This window comes from Vibrio owensii CAIM 1854 = LMG 25443, from assembly GCF_000817815.1.
GTDB lineage: Bacteria > Pseudomonadota > Gammaproteobacteria > Enterobacterales > Vibrionaceae > Vibrio > Vibrio owensii.
In genome coordinates this window covers 1-18,767 of the sequence record NZ_JPRD01000030.1, presented here as the reverse complement: position 1 = coordinate 18,767, position 18,767 = coordinate 1, and the positions used below count along the sequence as shown (strand labels likewise).

Here is an 18,767-nt window from a genome sequence, read left to right as displayed (position 1 = left end):
TGGCAAATGTTAACCCTCGCTTTTCACAGTGAGGGTTATTTTTATGTATCTACTTATCGTCACGACAAATAATCTTAATGGATCGAGGCGCATATAATCGCTAAATTACGCCTCGCAACCTATCCGCACAACTTACGTTTGCTGCTAAGAACTACAAATTACTACTAACTAAGACTACATAGATGGTCACGCCTAAAAGGCACAGGTTGCAATTACGGCTGTTCGTTTAACAGCTCACTCCCCCATTTATAATAAGATGCTCCATGCAAACTGGCTTTACACTCAAATTTGCACCTGCCCAACGTTTATTGGCAGTGGTGAGTCAATGGCGAGCGAGCTCCAAGTCCTATTTAACGGATTTGGCGTCTATTGCTTTGCTGTTACTTCCGCTGACTTTGTCTAATGCGTTGGCTCTATTTCTCGGACACGTTTTCAGGCTTACCGGTTTGGCTGATTTGTCGCAGTTGTTATTCCACGTCTCCGACATTTTGATCAACCTCTATCCAAGTGCGTTTTGTGTCGTGGCAGGGTACTACCTTTCCCACAAAACCAATGTTTCGAGCGCGCTGTTCATCATCTACTCGCTGATCATGTTTTATTTGGTCTCGATAGAAAACAGCAGCTTGTCTGCGACTTATATGCTGCCAAACAATCCGTTACTCGCTTTATTGAGCGCGACCATGACGTACGTGTATTGCAGCCTGTTCAAGATACGTTTGCTAGAGCCGCAAGCCCTAGATTTCTCGTCCCGCTTGCTCAAACACGTAGTGCACTTCTTCTTGTTTGTGCTGGTGGCCTTGGTCATGTCCCACTTCACCGCGATTTTTATGGCGTTGTTTGGTGGCATGGTCCGTGATTTGGGTGTCGACCCACTGACGCTCAGTGGCGGATTGATGTATCAAACCGTGCTTGGGTTACTTGGCTCGATTGGTATCAACGGACACAACTTGCTGTTTGCGATTAAGCAGCAGATCTTTGCTGCCACCGAAGCCAATATGATGGCTTGGCAAGCAGGGGATGCGCCACTCAACGTCATTAGCCAAGGCTTTTATGATGCATTCATGTCGATGGGCGGCTCTGGTAACTCGATTAGCTTGTTGCTGTGTGTGCTGATGTTCGCGAGAGAGCGTAACCACCTGATGCTTGCTCTGGCAGCAATGCCACTGGTGATTTTCAACATCAACGAAGTATTGCTGTTTGGCTTGCCGATCATCTTTAACCCAATCCTGATCGTGCCTTTCGTTTTGGTGCCTTTGGTGAGTTTTGTTATCACCTATTCATGTATCTCGTTTGGTTTAGTACCACCAGTAGAGAACATCGTGAACTGGATGACGCCGCCCATTTTTAGTGGCTACATGGCAATGGGAAATCAAATTGAAGGCTCAATTCTGCAAGCGTTGATCATTGTGTTGGGTGTTTTCATTTACCGACCATTTTACTTGGCATACGCAGGGAAGTTTTCGGCGCAGTTTCGTGCGAACACCGCCTATACCGGTATTGAGAGCTCGATATTCAAATCATTGTTGAACAATGTAAGAGACTCCAATAACTCCAGTATCAGCAAATCAACAGCACAAAAGCGTTTAACCACGATACTGCGAGAAGGTGAGTTGGTGATGTTTTATCAAAAACTTCAGTCGACTAAGAAGGTTAACGTGTTCTCTTATGAAGCGTTACTTCGTTATATCGATAAAGACGGAAACCTTTGCCCACCGACGTTTGTGAGTGACTTCCAAATGCTCAACTCAATGCCGCTGTTGGATAAATTGGTCATTGAAAGAGTCTTGGCAGATATGCAGCAAATGACGCTGTCGAAAGATCGCCGTATTGCCATCAACATCGCAGTAGCGACGATTGAGCAAGAAGAGTTTGTGCCGCACCTACTATCGCGCTTAGCCCACTACGGCATCTCGCCAGAGTGGTTGGAAATTGAAATTACCGAAGAAGCGATTCTTAGCAATAAGGTGTTTTTGATTAAGACCATGGAAGCGCTGCAAGCTCAAGGCATTCGTATCGCGATGGATGACTTTGGTACGGGCTATGCGTCGTTCCCGCACTTGCTGAAATACCCGTTTGATAAGATCAAGCTCGACCGTTCTCTCTTGCTCGATGCCAACGATCAAAAGGGCAGAGACCTCTATGAGTTGGTCGCAAAGTTGGGCCACATTACTCATTGCGAAGTGGTTGCAGAAGGGGTGGAAACCCAACAAGAGTACGATTTTGTGAAAGGCTGTGGTGTCGATAAAGTGCAAGGTTATTTCTTTGCTCGCCCGTCACCACTGGTGGATATCCTTGGTGAGCAACAAGACAAGCCACTTTTATCGTCACAATCACAAAGTCGAGTGGAAATATAGACTTGCTGACGCTAATGTGCGCCTCCTTGCTTAAATAGCAGGCGAAATAACAAACGACGTTGACCCAAGAAACAACGCGTTTAACCAGACTAAAAGAGTACGAGGGTCCTAGCTTGTGCTCTTTTTGTTTGGATGATAACAACAAGTTGGCTATGGCTACCTTTGTTGAGTGACTATTCGCAACGTTGAACGATCAACGCTTTGTTACTCGAATGATACCGTCCTCGACGAGCATGTCGAAACTCTCCCTCATTGCGAAACAAACTAAACGGATTTAATTGCGGCGAACTTCCTGAACGGCTCTTTGAGTCGTACTTTGATGGATTTACTTAGCCAAATGAATAATCGATACATTAATCGGCTTTTTACTTTAATTTCTTCCAATTCATACATTAACGGTTTGTGTAATGTCCTTGTGATGTTATTGCCCGTGTCGCTTATTTCAGCATTTAGTACCTTGCTGAGTAACCTATTCATGATTGCTGGTTATGAGCAACTTGGCATCACGATTGGCACCGCAAGCGCGATCATTTGGAAGCTTTTCCCGATCTTACTGTTAGTGTATTTCTCGCAGTTTCTTTCTTCTTTGTTGAAAGTCTCTCGTGTAAATGTCATCACGCCATCCCTGATGGTTTACTTTATCGTGTGTAACGAATGGGGTTTGCTGCAAGAAGGCACCGTTGTTCCGAGTAACTATCCACTGGCGATCCTTGTACCAACAGTGATCGCTTGGTCTGTGCGTGTGATGCAAAACCGAAAATGGTTCATGCGTTCAGAGCTGCCAAATGTGGTGGATCAGTCATACAACCTTGTGATGGCAACCGTTGTATTGGTGGTCGGATATTCGGCTCTTGGCTACGTGCTGGGCAAGGCGGTATGCGCAGCGGATATCGCGAGTTTTCTGCTGCCAGAACTTGACCCTAACTCTTTGCTTGATGGCATTATCTATGAGTTTGTACGTAACCTGTTTTGGTCGATTGGCATCAATGGCCACATCATCTTTGCTCCTTACAAAGCAGAGCTGTATGAGACAACGCGTGTCGCGATAGAGAATCACGAAGCACTTGGCACACCGCTGCCAATTTTAACCACCAACTTCTATGACTTTTATGCGGGAATGGGTGGGGCAGGGAACACCATTTCTCTGGTGCTGTGTATGCTGTTTCTGACCAAGAATCGCAGTTATAAAGCATTGGCGGCGACGGCCTTAGTACTGAGCTTGTTCAACATCAACGAACCGATTATTTATGGCTTACCAATCATGTTCAACCCGGTCATGATTGTGCCGTTTCTGATTGCGCCTATTATCGGTCTTATCATTGCGTACATTGCTACAGTGATGGGTTTAGTTGCGCCGATAACAGAAATCATGAGCTGGATGACACCGCCATTAGCCAGTGGTTACATCGGTACAGGTTACACTTGGACGGGCGCGATATTACAGCTGATCATTATTCTGGTCGGTATCGTGATTTACTATCCGTTCTTTAAGCAGATGGACAAAATTGGCAGCTCAAACGCTTTGTTTGCGAAGTCAGTCTCTGACGATTTCTTCAACTATGAAGGGTTAGACAACGGTAAAGTCGCGGGGGCTTTCTTCCCAGAGATTACCAATAAATTTGCTGCTCAGAAACGCATTAGCGACTTGAAGAAACACGGTGAGTTCTTCCTGTTCTACCAACCGCAGGTAAACGCTCGAACTGGTGAGATTCGTTCGCTTGAGGTGTTGATTCGTCATCGCTCTGAAACGGGTGAGATCTCGCCTCCAACGTTTCTAGAAGATTTTGCCAAAGTGGGCTTGATGAGTGAACTGGACTTGTGGGTGGTAGAAACGACGCTGCGAGAAGTTGCGCCGTTAGCGAACCGTCCAAGCTTTAAGGTGTCGATCAACCTGTCTCCAGAAACGTGTTTGGTGCCAGATTTCACAGAGAAAGTGTTGATGATGATTCATCAAAGCGCACTTTCTTACTCGCAAGTTGAGTTTGAAATTACCGAAGACATGTTGATTCAAGATGAGCATCGTACCCACCGTGTGTTGAGTGAGTTACGAGAAGCAGGGGTGAAGATCGCGCTTGATGATTTTGGCTCGGGCTATTCGTCGATCGGCTACTTGTCGAAATACGATTTTGATAAGGTGAAAATCGACCGTTCTTTAGTGCTCAACCTTGATAACAAGAACGGAAGAGAGTTGTTCAGATTGACAGCTAAACTGGTGAAAATCACTGGGGCAGAAACCGTTGCGGAAGGCATCGAAACGGAGCGTGAGTTAGAGTTTATGGCCGAGCAGGGGATTGATTTGATTCAGGGCTTCTACTTCTATAAACCCATGCCGTTTGATGATATTGCGAAACTTGAATACACCCAATCAGACGACAGTTCAGAGTACGATCATTTCGCGTTTTAACGTTTGAACTACAGATACAACTAAGGGAAGCCATCGTGCTTCCCTTTTCTTTTTCAGAGGCTTAAGTTCGAGCGTGAACGCTTATTTGAACTCAAATTTGCCCTGCATGATTGCCCAGTGACCAGGGAAAGAACAGAAGAACGAGTAGTCGCCCCCTGGAGTCATTTTCTCTGTGCTGAACGTGATGGATGTGCTTTCACCGCCGCCGATCACTTTAGTGAAGGCATAAACACGGTCATCGTTAGGTTTCACGTAGTTGTTTTCAAGGCCTGCTGACATGCCTTCTGTACCGACTGCTTGTAGGTTAGCCGTGTCTGCAATGACCACGTTGTGACCCATTGACTGCGCTGGCATCTTACCTGTGTGGTTCAGCGTCAGTTTTACTTCTTTACACGTTGCCGGAACACTTAAAGTTTTGGTCGAAAACTGCATCATATCGTTTGCATCGATAGACACTTCACACTCTGCGCTCGCTTGTGCGCCAAAGCTCATTCCAACTAGTGCAAAGGTTGCTGCTACTAAACGTAAAGACATATAACACTCTCCATATTTTATTTTGGGCTGACTTGGATTCAAACCGATCCAATGCATCTCATTATCATCGAATATTCAATCTGAAACCGTGCTTCAATCCGGATATTGACGTTTTGTTGCAAAGTTATACTTATCGTTTTCACTGGATGATCATTCATATACCTTATTTTTAGCGCTTCAATTCAGAAGTGTGAAGACGATCTTGATAACCGCTTTAGGCGCTCCATTTATGTCTTAAGAACGCCCAAGTTTTGGTGCTTTTTTCGCTAACATGTAACTAAGTATTTCAAGTGTATTTATTCTGTAACTTATTGATTTTCAGATACATAAAGGCGCGAAAAACACAAATTCCACTATTTGTAGAAACGGATAAATTGATTTGTTTAATCTTGCGCACACTTTCAGAAAATTGAACTAGAGTCCCAGATTTATGTTTGCTTATCGATTGCGTGCGAAATGTCGTCAAATTGACGTAAAAAGACGCTTTATTTTTGGCACTTTTACACCTGTAAGTTGAGTTACATTTGGTTACATCTGTCCGCTGCGGCGCGAAAAAAGTCCCCCTCTATAATGCTGTTCCTTTTTATTGTTGTTTGTATAAGTCCTTAATTATGAGAAAGAATACGCTAGCGATCATGCCAAGTGTTTTAGCATTGGCGATCGGTATGGGGTTGCCTGCTGCACACGCAGGAGTGATCACAGACGCAACTATCGTCGGCTCAGAAAGCCAGTGGTGGAACACTTACAAAGTGATCCTAACGAACGACGGTTCAAAGCCAGTTGAACTGCGTGATGCGAAAGTGACGTTTGATTCAAACCTATCAATGTCGACACCATCTTGGTCTGCGACTGGCATCAGCTACCCGGGAATGAAGTTCACCAGCGACGCGCAAGGTAACGTGTTCAAGAACACACTTGCGCTCGCTTTTGATAGCGGTAGCTGGGTGAAATCCCAACTTCCGGCAGGTAAACGCATTGAGCTAACGCTCGGTGTGAGCGGCGTGTTGGATCTGACTCTTCTTCAAAATACTATTCGTCTGATTGCTGACGATGAAGGTGAAGTTGGCGAACCAGAAATTTCTCTTCAATTGGCATCGCCAGTGAACGGTGCTGAGTTTGAAGAAGGCCAAGCGGTTGCCATGCTAGCAAACGTAACGGCGACTAATACTAGCGTTAAAGCGGTGACTTTCTTTGTCGACAACAAACAAGTAGCTCGCGTAACACAAGCTCCATTCCAAGCGAGTTGGACTTCTGTTGGCTCAGGTGCTCACACGATCAAAGCTGTAGTGGAAGACACCTCAGGTCTTACACAGCAACAAGCGGTCAGCATTTCAGTAAAAGAGAAGCCAGTTGAGCCACCTGTGGAGCCAGAAGTGCATGAGCTGACGTTCGTCGCGCCTACACAAGGTCAAACATTGATGGTGGGTCAGGCAACGACGATCAAAGCACGCCTTGATGGTGAATTAATCTCGAAACTGGAGTTTTGGGCAAATGACCGCAAGCTAGGTCAACGTAACATAGCTGCAGGTCAAACGACGTATTCTCAATCTTGGACGCCAAATGAAGTGGGCAATGCGACACTTAAAGTGGTGGTTCTCGATCAGAACAACCAAATGGTTGAACAACGCAGTATCGCAGTTGCTATTGAAGCAGCGCCAAGCTTTGTTGAGCCAGAAGTAAGCTTCTCTTCGCCTTCAAATGGTTCGAAGTTTGAAAAAGGCGAAGCGGTTTCGATTTTTGTTCGTGCAACGGATGCTGATGACGATTTGTCTCGCGTTATCGTGAAAGCAAACAACAAGCAAATCTGTGACTTCAACGCAGCAACCACAAACCAGTTCTCTTGTAACTGGACGGCGTCAGAAGTTGGTGCAGTTAAGCTAGAAGCGATTGCGACGGATGCTGAGAACCTAACGGCGACAGCACGTGTAAACATCACAGTTGAAAAAGTAGAAACACCGACACCTCCGCCAACAGGTGGACTGTGTGCTGACTTTAATGTGTACCCAGACTGGACCCGTGGTGATCACGCAACAGGCGGTGACATTATGGTTCATAAGAACATTGCTTACTCAGCGGTGTACTGGACTCAATCTGTTCCTGGCAGCGATAGCTCATGGTCATTACATCTAAACTGTGATGGTACTGAGCCGGGTACAGCGCCAGCACTATCACTGCGTAACCCAATGGACCCAGTACGTCTAGAAGTGGCAGGTTGGCCAAATACATTCGTAGTGGCGAGCCCATCCACTCAAGCACCAAGCACGCTAACTATCGCAGCAAGCAGCGGTGATGCGCTAAAAGACCTAGAGCAACTGACACGTTCGTTTGTGTCGGCTATCGAACAAGCAGAGAGCGCGGGTACAGCATCTATCGTGATTCAATCGGATGTTCTGGATCTCGCTACGCAAGACAAAGGTGCATCGTTTGGTGCCGTTGCGGTTAAAGAAGCACTGACGAATGCCATTGATATCACGGGTAGCCGTATTGATATTGATGCGATCAACGCACTGAGCGATGACGTGAAAGGCTGGGCGCATGCGTACAACTTGATCTTCACCACCCTTGCGCCACAAGCGACATTTGGTTGGTCACTAAGCATTGGTGAGTTTGCTTACGATACGCACTCTGGTCGTCAGTCTGTATGGGATGAAGCGTCCGTTTTCACGGCCGATCTACTTGATAGTTTCGAGCTTTACAAAGCAGATGCTGCGAACAAAGCTGACTTTGTGGCGTTTACTAAATCAAACGCGACCGTTGCGCTAACTAGTGAGCAGTGGCACCACGCACTTGAGTACGTAAAACAGGTAACAGATTACGTTGAAGCGCCTGCAATGCTAGCGAACATGCCGACAGAGCAAACCGCAAACTACTTCATGGGTAACACGCAAACCGATCAGCAAATCCGTAAAGCCGCGTACAGCAACGTGTTTGCATTGATGTTTGATCAAGACTCTCAAGCCCTAACCAGCAAGATTGAGCTTTACCAAACGGCGAAAGTACCACTGTACTACGTAGGTGAAGAGTTAGAGAAAGGTTCATTGACTCGCATTGAAGCGCTAAACCAAGAGTTAGCAAATGCTGAAAGCGTGATGGATAACGAAGCCTTCCTATACGAAACACCACAATCTCAGTGGGTTCCGTCAACGGTTTACAAGTGGAACGACTTCCTAGATGGCTTGAACGCAATGCACAACATTGGTGTAGCGGGCAACAAGTTCTGGTTGATGAACGATGAAGTTGATGACGCAACCAACATCAAATACGCGAAAGTCGCGATTGCTGCGTTCCTTGCGCAAAGTATGCAAGAGACCATCCGCTACAATGCGTGTGATGAAAACAACTGGTCTGAAGTGAAATACGGCGCGCCTGCGGATTACCCAATGACAGCAAGTTGTGGTCAATTGGGTCAGAAATACGCAGATTACGGCGTAAACCCAGTTTCAGGTTTAGATCATGCGTACTCTTGTCCTCGTGATGACAAAATGGAAGTTAGTGCTCTGACTCATGCGAAATGGTATGGCGCCCCAGCTCCAGTCTTTGCTGCACCTGATGCAGTGCTTAAAGAGCGTGGTCTATTGGTGAACGGTGCAGCCGGTCGTTGGACAAACAACGGTCACTGTAACGATGTTCCAGAAAGTGTAGATACGTCTAAACAAGTATGGGAACGCGACGAGTGTAAGACTTATGTGGGTCAGAAAGCAGGTAAGTTCATTTGGGACGGCAGCAGCCAAGAAAGCGTTGAAGGCTGTGGCTGGTGGGGTCGTGGTGTTATCCAAACCACAGGTCGTCAGAACTTCGGTACGCTTAACCACTACCTAGGTCGCTCGCACGTTGATCCATCAACCATTGGTAAGACAATTGATGGCGTAACGGTAGAAGCGCCACCGGCGAACCCACTTTATGCTGAGCTAGACTTCTGTTCTAACCCAGGTCTGATTTGTAGCTCGGAAGAGAACAAAGAAATCAAGTGGATCGCTGGTCTGTTCTATTGGGTAACGTCTGTACAGGCGTACAACGATGAAGGCGGTCAGTACGCGGATTGGAACTACCACAACGAGCTGAAGAAGTACGTGGATAGTGGTCTGCAAGGTTCACAATTTATCGATGACGTTTCAGGCATCGTTAACCGTGGCTGTCCGGACCTGACGTGTTCGACAGGTGATGTTCACAATGTGAAAGAGCGCCGCGAGAACTTCAAACTGGTACTACAAAAGCTAGGTCTTGATCCTCGCTAATTAAGACAAAGCAACATAGATAAAGCAAAGCCATCACTGAAAAGTGGTGGCTTTTTTGTTTTTCGCATTAGGTTCAGGTGTTTAGTTTTTTATTATTACAAATCCGTAATAGTTATTTTCTTTTTCTGTTTATTATCATTTATTTGCAACTCAATATACTGCCCGCCATTCCAAACGTATTTGCTGCGTTTTTGATTTTTATCTTTCGATGGATGGTTTCCGGGAGGGGAGTATGTCGAATTTTGTTGTTGTCGGTGGTGGTGCTGCGGGGCTAGAAATGGTCACGCGTTTAGCGAGCAGTTTTGCAGACAAATCTGACCATACCGTTACTTTGGTTGAGCCATCTTCTCATCACTTATGGAAACCAAGACTGCATGAGATTGCGGCGGGCACATTTGATAATGAGCTCGATTCGGTTGCGTTTCGTCTTCATGCCGCTTGCCACGGTTACCAATATGTTCAAGCGCGCATGTCAGGCTTAGACCGTGCGAACAAAACCATCACTGTGAGTACTGAGTTTTCACCAGAGCAGACCGGGCTATCGCAGCAGTTAACACTGGATTACGATTACCTCGTGATTGCCGTTGGCGCGATCAGTAACGATTTCAAAATTCCGGGCGTAAGCAATCATTGTTTGTTCTTAGATTCAGCCTCTCAAGCAGAAAAAGCTTGGGAGCAGATGAAACAAATGCTGGCGAACGGCGGCTCACATCGTGTTTCTATCGTAGGTGCTGGCGCGACTGGTGTTGAGCTGGCGGCCGAGTGGGCGAAAGTCAGCAAGCAATTAAACCGCTATCAAGATGATACTCAGCTTTCGATTACGCTTATCGAAGCGGCGGATCGTGTGTTACCTGCCAGTGCTGAGTGCATGTCTACAAAAGTGTTGAAGAAGCTACAAAAGCAGGGTGTTAATGTTCGCTTAAACACCAAGGTTCAGCGTGCAGAAGCAGACCGTATCGTGACGGAAAATGAAGTCATTCCTGCTGATCTACAAATTTGGGCGGCGGGGATTCGATGCCCGGATTGGTTAGCGAATCTTGATGGTCTAGAAAGCAACCGCATTAACCAACTTAAAGTGCTGCCAACACTGCAAACCACTCTCGATGAAAGTGTGTTTGTTATTGGTGATAGTGCTGAATGTCCACAAGAGGATGGACGTGTTGTACCACCACGAGCGCAAGCCGCCAACCAAGCCGCTGCACATTTGGCGAAGCAACTTAAACGCTTGGTGAAATGCAAAGAGTTAAAACCGTTTGTATTCAAAGACGGCGGAATGGTCGTTGCTCTTGGACATGACTACGCGGTTGGCGCATTGATGAATGATAAAGTCGTATTACGTGGACGCTACGTTCGCCGCTTGTACGACACGATCTTTAGGCTGCATCAGCGCGTTATTTTCGGTTGGTTCCGCGTGTCGGCTTTGGTGGTGCTTAAACGAGTAAAAGGTTTATTGAACCCATATTACAAAGGCTCTTGGTCTTAATCCAAGCCGAGGCTCTTCACTTCCATTTTTTCATTTTTATCGAGCGCCCAAATCATAAGGATTTGTGGCGCTAGGTGTTTTTTATGCGTCATTTGCAACTCTCTCTGCCCGTTCAACTTCTTATTTCTGCCCTACTCGCGTGGGGTGGGGCTCAAGCCATCCTTCTTTTAGTCGACCATGGGTTGGCAGACAAATCGCATTTACTATCGAGTGATTACTACCAAATTTTAATGTTGGGCAAAACGGTCTATCTCGGCTTACTGAAAATGGTGGTGGGCCTGATGGTGCTGTTTTCTCTTGTCGAAGGCATCACCAATATTGGTTCAACCGTTCGCCTTAAAGCGCTAGGTGGGCGCACACTACTCTTCTACAGTTTCACCACCTTAATTGCCATTAGTTTAGGGCTTGGTGCGTCGTTAGCCTTACCTGCATGGGAGCCACTTAGCCAAAGCATTTCTGTGGGTAGTGATGTCCATTTGATTGACGAGCAAGGCGCTGGTAGTGCCGCCATACTCACTAATCTCGTTAAGATGGCGATGGTGAATCCGTTTGCTGCACTGGCGAATGGCAACTTACTGGCGATCGTGGTTTTCTCCTTTATGGCAGGCGTTGCGATTTTGCTTTCTGTTCCATCTGGTCATCCCTTGTTAGCGGTGATTTCGGGGCTGAACAAAAGCGTCAACACCATGATTCGAGGCATCGTTAAGCTGTCTCCGATTGCCATTTTTGCGATCGTGTTTGATATCACGCTGACTTCAAGCGGGAATCTGATTCAGCAACTCGCCTTGTTTGCGTTACTGGTGTTTGTACTCACAATGGTGCACGGGTTAGTCGTGTTACCAACGATTGCCAAGGTAATGACGGGGATTTCTCCTGTTGCGCTGTTTAAAGCGATTTCAGCACCATTAGCCATGGCGTTTGCAACGTCATCAAGTGCGGCAGCGCTGCCTTTAGCAAAGCAAAGTGCGGAAGATAATTTAGATGTCGCGCCAGAAGTCAGTAGTATGGTGCTGCCACTCGGGTCTGTAATGAACATGGATGGTACCGCGCTATTTGAAGGTGTCGCCGCGATTTTCCTAGCACAGTTGTTTGGTGTGGATTTGAGTACCACTGGATTGGTGATGATTTTCATCATGGCAATGGTTTCTTCCGTTGGTGCGCCGGGTATGCCTTCGGGCTCCATGTCGGGGATGCAGTTAGTGCTGCTAGCAGCGGGTATTCCACTGGAAGCGATTGCGATTTTATTGGTGATAGAAAGACCGCTAGACACCTTCCGCACCGCTGTTAATGTGGAGGGGGATTTGATTGCGACGCTTGTGATCGACCGCTGGCAGAAGAAGCAGGCGGTAGAACCTCAATCGCTCGATTCTTCTGAGATGTTGATGAGCTAAAAGTGAAACGCACTCCCAATCGAGAGTGCGTTTTTTGTATCTATATGGACTCTATGAGCGACCAAGCATTCGAGAAATGGTGCCATCTTTGTCGACCACTTGGTGTTTGATGGCGCCAGCAACGTGGAGAACAAACACGGCAATCAAGATTTCAACTGCAGAGTGATGAATGGTTGAGCCAATCTCTTGAAGCCAAGGGGTTTCTGGACCTTCAGCGATAATAACCCAACCGAAGATATCGACCGCTCGGCCACCACCTGCGCTCATTGCGATACCAGAGATAGGCATTGCCAAAGTAGCAAGCAGAAGGATACCGTGCACTGCTTTGGCCGCTTTATCTTGCCATGCAGGCATTTCTGAAGCGGGTGGCAGAGCGCCTTCTTTTAAGCGCCACACTAGACGGATAAGAGCGACAACTAAAATGATAGCGCCTAGTGATTTGTGGATGCCATACCACTCAAACTTTTCTGGGCTACGTGGTAAATCAACCATGTAGAGGCCAAGCGCGAATACACCGATAAAGGCAAGCCCCGTTATCCAGTGCAATGTAATGGTTTGCCAAGTTAATGGCTTCTTGTTGAGCATGAATTAATCCTCGTTTTATTTGTGGTTATGCGAGCAATTATCCATCAATGTTGTGAATAGAACTACACATCTCAGTGTAAAGTTGGGTAAATATTATCCACAAAAAACGCCCCAAAAGATGGAGCGTTTTTAGTCAGTTAGATGAGAGGAAACGGGTTATGCCTGTTTTAACTCAGCTAATGCGTGATGCAAGGAAGGAACAATCTCATGGCCAAAGGCACGAACTTCCTCGCAAGGTTCAACAAGATCTGGGATTTGGAAAGTGACCATATTCGCCGCTACTGCAGAGCGTACGCCATTGTTGGAATCTTCAAACGCAATACATTTGGTTGGATCTACGTTTAGACGACTTGCTGCAAGCAGGTAGATCTCTGGATCTGGTTTGCCGTGGGACACTTCACAGCCTGTCGTTAAGTTGTCGAAATACTTGCTTAGGCCCGCCAGTTCCAACTTCTTCTGTGCCACTTCTTTTGCAGTTGAAGTAGCAACCGCAATAGGTAAGCCTTGTTCTTTCAACCATTCAAGCAGTTCAACCACACCTTCTTTTACCGGAATCGCTTGATGCTTCACGACCGCATCGTAACGAGTACGCCATTCATTGTGCAGACGGTCTAAGTCATCACCGTAGGTCTTACGAAAAATCGCTTCAACGCCAGCGGCATTGCGGCCAATGATGGTTAAGTAAACCTCTTCGAAGAAAGGAAGATTTTGTGCTTCGCATGCCTCTTTGAAGATACGCATACAAACGCGTTCTGTGTCGAGGAGTAACCCATCCATGTCGAAAATAGCTGCTTGATAATTCATTACTTTATGACTTGTCGATTGAGATGGCGCATTTTGACACAAGCAACATCGATTTTCTTGCTGAATTCCACCATCTCACACGCTTTTTACTCAATCCCTATTTTATCCCTAAGCGCTTCGCTAATCGGTGTAAGTTGCCGTTGTCCAGTTCCAACTGACGTGCGGTTGCTGCCCAGTTGCCTTGATTCTCTTCCAGAGCTCGAACAATCATCGCTTTTTGGAAGGCGTCAGTGGCTGGTTTCAATCCGCCTTCTGGTAGCTCAAGCCGAGAGTTTTGCTCCGTTTCTTCAACATTCTTGATGTTCTGATTCGGCGTTCGAATATCAAAATCTTGCTCAACCAACTCAATGTCTATGGCGTGAGTACGTGCTTTTGCCAAAACACCGGCACGTTTAATTACATGCTCAAGCTCTCGCACGTTGCCTGGCCATGAATAGTCTTTGAGTGCTTGAACTAAAGTGGGGGACAAACGAATGCTGTTCAATCCCAATTTGCTTCTTAAGCGTTCGGCAAAAAAGCCTGCGAGTAGTACCACATCGTCTTCACGTTCACGAAGAGGTGGAACATGAAGCGGGAAGACACTTAAACGATGATACAAGTCGGCTCGGAAGCGACCAGCAGTCACTTCTTCATGCAATATGCGGTTAGTGGCGGCGACAATGCGTGTGTTGACTCGAATATGACGGTCATCACCCACACGTTGAATGTCGCCGTATTGTAGAGCTCGAAGTAACTTGGCTTGCAGCTCTAACGACAGTTCGCCGACTTCATCCAAAAACAGTGTGCCGCCGTCGGCTTGTTCGAACTTACCCTTACGATTGCTGATCGCGCCTGTGAATGCGCCTTTGATATGGCCGAACAACTCGCTTTCCGCGACTGATTCCGGCAGTGCCGCACAGTTGAGGTAAACCAAAGTATTGCTAGAGCGGCTAGAGCGATGGTGAATAGCGCTGGCAACTAACTCTTTACCTACGCCCGTTTCTCCCATAACCAGCACGGACAACTCCGTATCGGCGACTGCATCAATCTGCTCTTGAAGATTCTTCATCCCCTGAGAGTTGCCAATGATTTCATTACTTAAGGTGCGTTTCTCGGCGTAAGAGTCGCGTGGCAGGCTCGCTTGTGTCTCTAGTTGTTCTAGTAGGAGTGCAGTGTGTAGGCCACCTGCTGCCAACGCGCTGACAAAACGTAACTCTTGGTTGCGTAGCCCATCAAATTGGTTGGGGTCGAAGGCGTCAATTGTAATGGCACCAATCAGTTGATCGTCGATCAGCAGAGGTAAACCAATGCAGGAATGGACATGCAGTTTGTCATCGTGGTTTGGAATCAAGCCGTCGTATGGATCAGGTAAGTCGCTGTCAGAGGGAAAGCGCACGATGTCGCCTGCTCGGGCTATAGCTTCTAACCTTGGGTGCTGCTCAATGGAGAAACGGCGTCCAAGCACTTCTTTCGCCAATCCATTGATCGCTAAAGGTTTAAAGTGCTGGTCTTCATACAAAAGAAGGGCAGAAGAGTCACACTTCAATACGTCTCGAATCGTGGTTAATAACGTATCAAAGCGAGCCTGTTGAGTGAGCGCCGAGTTAAGGTCTTGCGTGATGTGTAGCCATTGCGCGATTAAAGAAGTCATAGCCAATACCGATTGTGTCAATATGACTATTGTAGTGTCTTAATGACAATTTTCAACTGTGTCCAAATGACACTTGTTAAGGTTGGGTTTTAATTAAGATATTGAAATATATAGCAATTAAAAGTTGGCACGCCCGGTGCAATACAAGAAGAAATTATTTTTGTTTATCCCGTCATTCAAGGTAGTAATTATGACAATTCACGTAAAAAACAACATTCACTGGGTAGGTCAACGCGATTGGGAAGTTCAAGACTTCCACGGTACAGAATACAAAATGACAAAAGGTACCAGCTACAACAGTTATCTAATTCGTGAAGAGAAAACCGTATTGATTGATACGGTCGATCATCGATTCAGTCAACAATTCATCCAAAATTTAGAAATGGAAATCGACCTTAAGTCTATCGACTTTATTGTGGTAAACCATGCTGAAGAAGATCACTCAGGCGCATTGTCGGCATTGATGGAGAAGATTCCGAACACGCCAATTTACTGTACAGAAGCGGCGATTGATTCGATTGTGGGTCATCATCACCATCCTGAGTGGAACTTCAAAACCGTAAAAACGGGCGATAGCATTGATATTGGTAACGGTAAGCAATTGGTCTTCGTGGAAGCGCCGATGCTGCATTGGCCGGACAGTATGATGACTTACCTAACGGGCGATGCAGTGTTATTCAGTAACGACGCATTTGGTCAGCACTACTGCGATGAACGTCTGTTCAATGATGAAGTGGATCAAAATGAGTTGATGGAACAGTGTTTGCGTTACTACTCAAACATCCTAACGCCATTCAGCAGCTTGGTAACCGCTAAAATCAAAGAAGTGCTGAGCTTTAATTTGCCTGTCGACATGATCGCAACGTCACACGGTATTGTATGGCGCGATAATCCAGTTCAAATCATCGAGCAATACTTGGCGTGGGCAGACAATTATCAAGAAGATCGCATTACGATTTTCTACGATTCTATGTCAAACAACACCCGAATGATGGCCGATGCAATCGCGCAAGGCATTCACGATGTCGACCCTAGCGTGGCGGTCAAAGTCTTTAATGTCTCTAAGCATGATAAGAATGAAATTCTCGCCAACGTATTCCGCTCAAAAGGCATCTTGGTTGGTTCGTCTACCATGAATAACGTCATGATGCCGAAGATCGCAGGCATGCTAGAAGAAATTACTGGTTTGCGCTTTAAAGCGAAGAAGGCCGCTGCATTCGGTAGCTACGGTTGGAACGGTGGTGCGGTGGATCGTATCCATGCTCGATTGACCGACGCAGGCTTTGAAACCGCAGTGAGCTTGAAAACAAAATGGCGACCAGATGGTAAAGCGATGCGTGAATGTCGCGAACATGGTCAGAACATCGCGAAATTGTGGGCGAAGCATGACCTGACAAGTCCTGTTCTTACTCCGGCGGTTGCGGCGTCTACACCACAAGTTCAATCACAACCCGCTGCGCCTGTGACAACACAAGCGGCAGTAGATGCTGCTCCTAGTAACCCTAGTACCGAGGCGCATCCCGCAGATTGTCAATGCATGGTTTGCACCGTTTGTAATTGGGTATACGACCCAGCTAAAGGCGAGCCTAATCAAGGCGTTGAACCGGGCACGGCATGGTCTGAAGTGCCAGATTACTTCTTGTGCCCAGAATGCCATTTGGGTAAAGACGTCTTTGTCGAATACAACGGGTAAGGGGGCGAATATGCAAGCACCTATTGTGATTATTGGTAGCGGCTTTGCGGCTTACCAATTGGTGAAAACAGTGCGTCGAATGGACGCACATATTCCGCTGCAAGTGTTTACTGCTGATGATGGCGCGGAATACAACAAGCCCGATTTGAGTCATGTATTCAGCAACAAGCAAACCGCCCAAGACTTAGTGGTTAAAAGTGGTGAGGCGTTCGCACAGGAACACAACATCGAACTGTTCGCCCATACCATGATTGAGCATGTCGATGTGCAAGCTCAGCAAGTGGTCGCCAACGGCCAAACCTATCCTTACTCCAAACTGGTGTTTGCGACAGGCGCGAAAACCTTTGTGCCGCCAATATCTGGCGATGCAGCACCTAAGGTGATAACGCTAAACTCGCTACAAGAATATCAATTAGCGGAAGAGCAAATTAGCCGTGCGAAACGAATTCTAGTAATGGGGGGCGGTTTGATCGGTGTTGAGATCACCATGGATCTCGCAACCAGTGGTAAAGCCGTTACGGTGGTTGAGCCAAATCCCCGTTTGCTCGCTAACTTGATTCCTGAATTCGTCGCATTGCCGCTTGAAAACCAACTCAAGCAGCAAGGTATTCAACTTGTGTTTGAGACTGGGGTTGTTGCGATCAATCGTTCAGATGATTCGCTGGTGGCAAGCTTGAGCAATGGTGAAGCGATCGAAGCCGATGTAGTGATTTCAGCGGCGGGTTTACGTGCTAACACTTGGTTAGCGAAGGCTTGTGGGTTGAGTGTCAATAAAGGCATCGAGGTAGATGCCCGATTACAGACATCAGTTGCCAATGTATTTGCATTGGGCGATTGCGCCGAGATCCAAGGTCGAATGATGCCGTACCTCCAACCGATCGTGCTAAGTGCCAATGCTTTGGGCAAACAGCTACTGGGGCAAGATGCAGAGTTGAAACTACCGCCTATGATGGTAAAGGTGAAAACGCCGAGCTACCCAATTCAATTGGCAGGCGATTGTAGTTCGGTGACGAACTGGAGCGTACAGATTTCTCAAGCTGGCATTGCCGCGAAAGCAGAAGATGAAAATAGCCGACTCATGGGCTTCGTCGTGACGGGAGAACAAGTTACGCAAGCATTTCCATTACTTCGAGAGTTGTCTCAAGCCGCGCAGGCTTAACCGATTTAAACGAAAAGAATTGTAATTAGAGAGGGTATTATTATGTCGCATCTACGAATTCCTAAAGACTGGACTGTTCAACGTTCAACGCCTTTCTTCACTAAAGACAATGTGCCACCAGCGCTACTGACTCATCACAATACCGCTGAGGGAGTGTTTGGACAGCTTTGCGTCATGGAAGGGCAAGTGACTTACTACGGCTTTGCTGATGAAAATGCAACAGAAGCAGAAGTAGTGGTGGTGATTAATGCAGGCCAGTTTGCTACCAGTCCACCGCAGTACTGGCACCGTATTGAGATGAGCGATGATGCTCAGTTCAACATCAATTTCTGGTCGAATAAAGACAAGAGTGGGCAAGCGATGTTCCACGCGAAGAAATAACGCATACAGAAGTGAATACAGCGCTAATTTGTCGGGAAGAGGCGTTTACTATCAAGCTTAATCATTAAGCGTAGGTAAAAGGGCAGAGATTCGTCTCTAATGCCGATCAGTTAA

General features: G+C 46.7%; 12 protein-coding genes. 8 read left to right on the top strand and 4 right to left on the bottom strand.

Annotated elements, in window-relative coordinates:
• Nucleotides 1-263 precede the first annotated feature (263 nt).
• Together H735_RS17535 and H735_RS17530 are read left to right on the top strand one after the other, a co-directional pair.
• Nucleotides 264-2,354, top strand: coding sequence for an EAL domain-containing protein (locus H735_RS17535; RefSeq protein WP_020197151.1), 2,091 nt, complete (start codon nucleotides 264-266; stop codon nucleotides 2,352-2,354).
• A 337-nt stretch (nucleotides 2,355-2,691) separates the two neighbouring features.
• Nucleotides 2,692-4,758, top strand: a complete 2,067-nt coding sequence (locus H735_RS17530) for an EAL domain-containing protein (RefSeq protein ID WP_027726787.1) — start codon at nucleotides 2,692-2,694, stop codon at nucleotides 4,756-4,758.
• Nucleotides 4,759-4,839: 81 nt separating this feature from the next.
• Here H735_RS17530 and azu read toward each other — a convergent pair whose 3' ends face one another.
• Nucleotides 4,840-5,292, bottom strand: a complete 453-nt coding sequence (gene azu / locus H735_RS17525; protein WP_005441233.1) for an azurin — start codon at nucleotides 5,290-5,292, stop codon at nucleotides 4,840-4,842.
• Between the two features lie 611 nt (nucleotides 5,293-5,903).
• Between azu and H735_RS17520 the strand changes: the two genes are divergently transcribed.
• From H735_RS17520 to H735_RS17510, 3 genes are all read left to right on the top strand, one after another.
• The gene (locus tag H735_RS17520; RefSeq protein WP_027726788.1) at nucleotides 5,904-9,527 is read left to right on the top strand and encodes an Ig-like domain-containing protein; all 3,624 of its coding nucleotides are present in this window, start codon (nucleotides 5,904-5,906) and stop codon (nucleotides 9,525-9,527) included.
• A gap of 232 nt (nucleotides 9,528-9,759) precedes the next feature.
• Nucleotides 9,760-11,010, top strand: a complete 1,251-nt coding sequence (locus H735_RS17515; protein WP_020197154.1) for an NAD(P)/FAD-dependent oxidoreductase — start codon at nucleotides 9,760-9,762, stop codon at nucleotides 11,008-11,010.
• A gap of 83 nt (nucleotides 11,011-11,093) precedes the next feature.
• Entirely contained in the window at nucleotides 11,094-12,401 is a 1,308-nt protein-coding gene (locus tag H735_RS17510; protein ID WP_027726789.1) for a dicarboxylate/amino acid:cation symporter, read from the top strand.
• A gap of 51 nt (nucleotides 12,402-12,452) precedes the next feature.
• Here H735_RS17510 and H735_RS17505 read toward each other — a convergent pair whose 3' ends face one another.
• The 3 genes from H735_RS17505 to norR all read right to left on the bottom strand — a co-directional run bounded on the left by H735_RS17505 (nucleotide 12,453) and on the right by norR (nucleotide 15,420).
• Nucleotides 12,453-12,986 (bottom strand): cytochrome b, encoded by a 534-nt coding sequence (locus H735_RS17505; RefSeq protein ID WP_020197157.1) that lies wholly within the window; start codon nucleotides 12,984-12,986, stop codon nucleotides 12,453-12,455.
• 156 nt (nucleotides 12,987-13,142) lie between these two features.
• Complete coding sequence (locus H735_RS17500; protein ID WP_020197158.1) at nucleotides 13,143-13,790, bottom strand: HAD family hydrolase; 648 nt, start codon at nucleotides 13,788-13,790, stop codon at nucleotides 13,143-13,145.
• Between the two features lie 97 nt (nucleotides 13,791-13,887).
• Complete coding sequence (gene norR / locus H735_RS17495; RefSeq protein ID WP_020197159.1) at nucleotides 13,888-15,420, bottom strand: nitric oxide reductase transcriptional regulator NorR; 1,533 nt, start codon at nucleotides 15,418-15,420, stop codon at nucleotides 13,888-13,890.
• 190 nt (nucleotides 15,421-15,610) lie between these two features.
• On the opposite strand from norR, the gene norV reads away from it, so the two are divergent.
• Genes norV through H735_RS17480 form a run of 3 tightly spaced genes read left to right on the top strand, consistent with a single transcriptional unit; the run spans nucleotide 15,611 to nucleotide 18,653 of the window.
• A complete protein-coding gene (norV, locus tag H735_RS17490) occupies nucleotides 15,611-17,113 on the top strand; it encodes an anaerobic nitric oxide reductase flavorubredoxin (RefSeq protein WP_020197160.1) in 1,503 nt (500 codons plus the stop codon).
• 10 nt (nucleotides 17,114-17,123) lie between these two features.
• Nucleotides 17,124-18,272: an NADH:flavorubredoxin reductase NorW gene (gene norW, locus H735_RS17485; RefSeq protein ID WP_020197161.1), complete on the top strand. Its 1,149-nt coding sequence runs from the start codon at nucleotides 17,124-17,126 to the stop codon at nucleotides 18,270-18,272.
• A gap of 42 nt (nucleotides 18,273-18,314) precedes the next feature.
• Nucleotides 18,315-18,653 carry a TehB family protein gene (locus H735_RS17480; RefSeq protein WP_005441220.1) on the top strand — a complete coding sequence of 113 codons (339 nt, stop codon included), beginning with the start codon at nucleotides 18,315-18,317 and terminating at the stop codon, nucleotides 18,651-18,653.
• The last annotated feature ends 114 nt before the right edge of the window (nucleotides 18,654-18,767 follow it).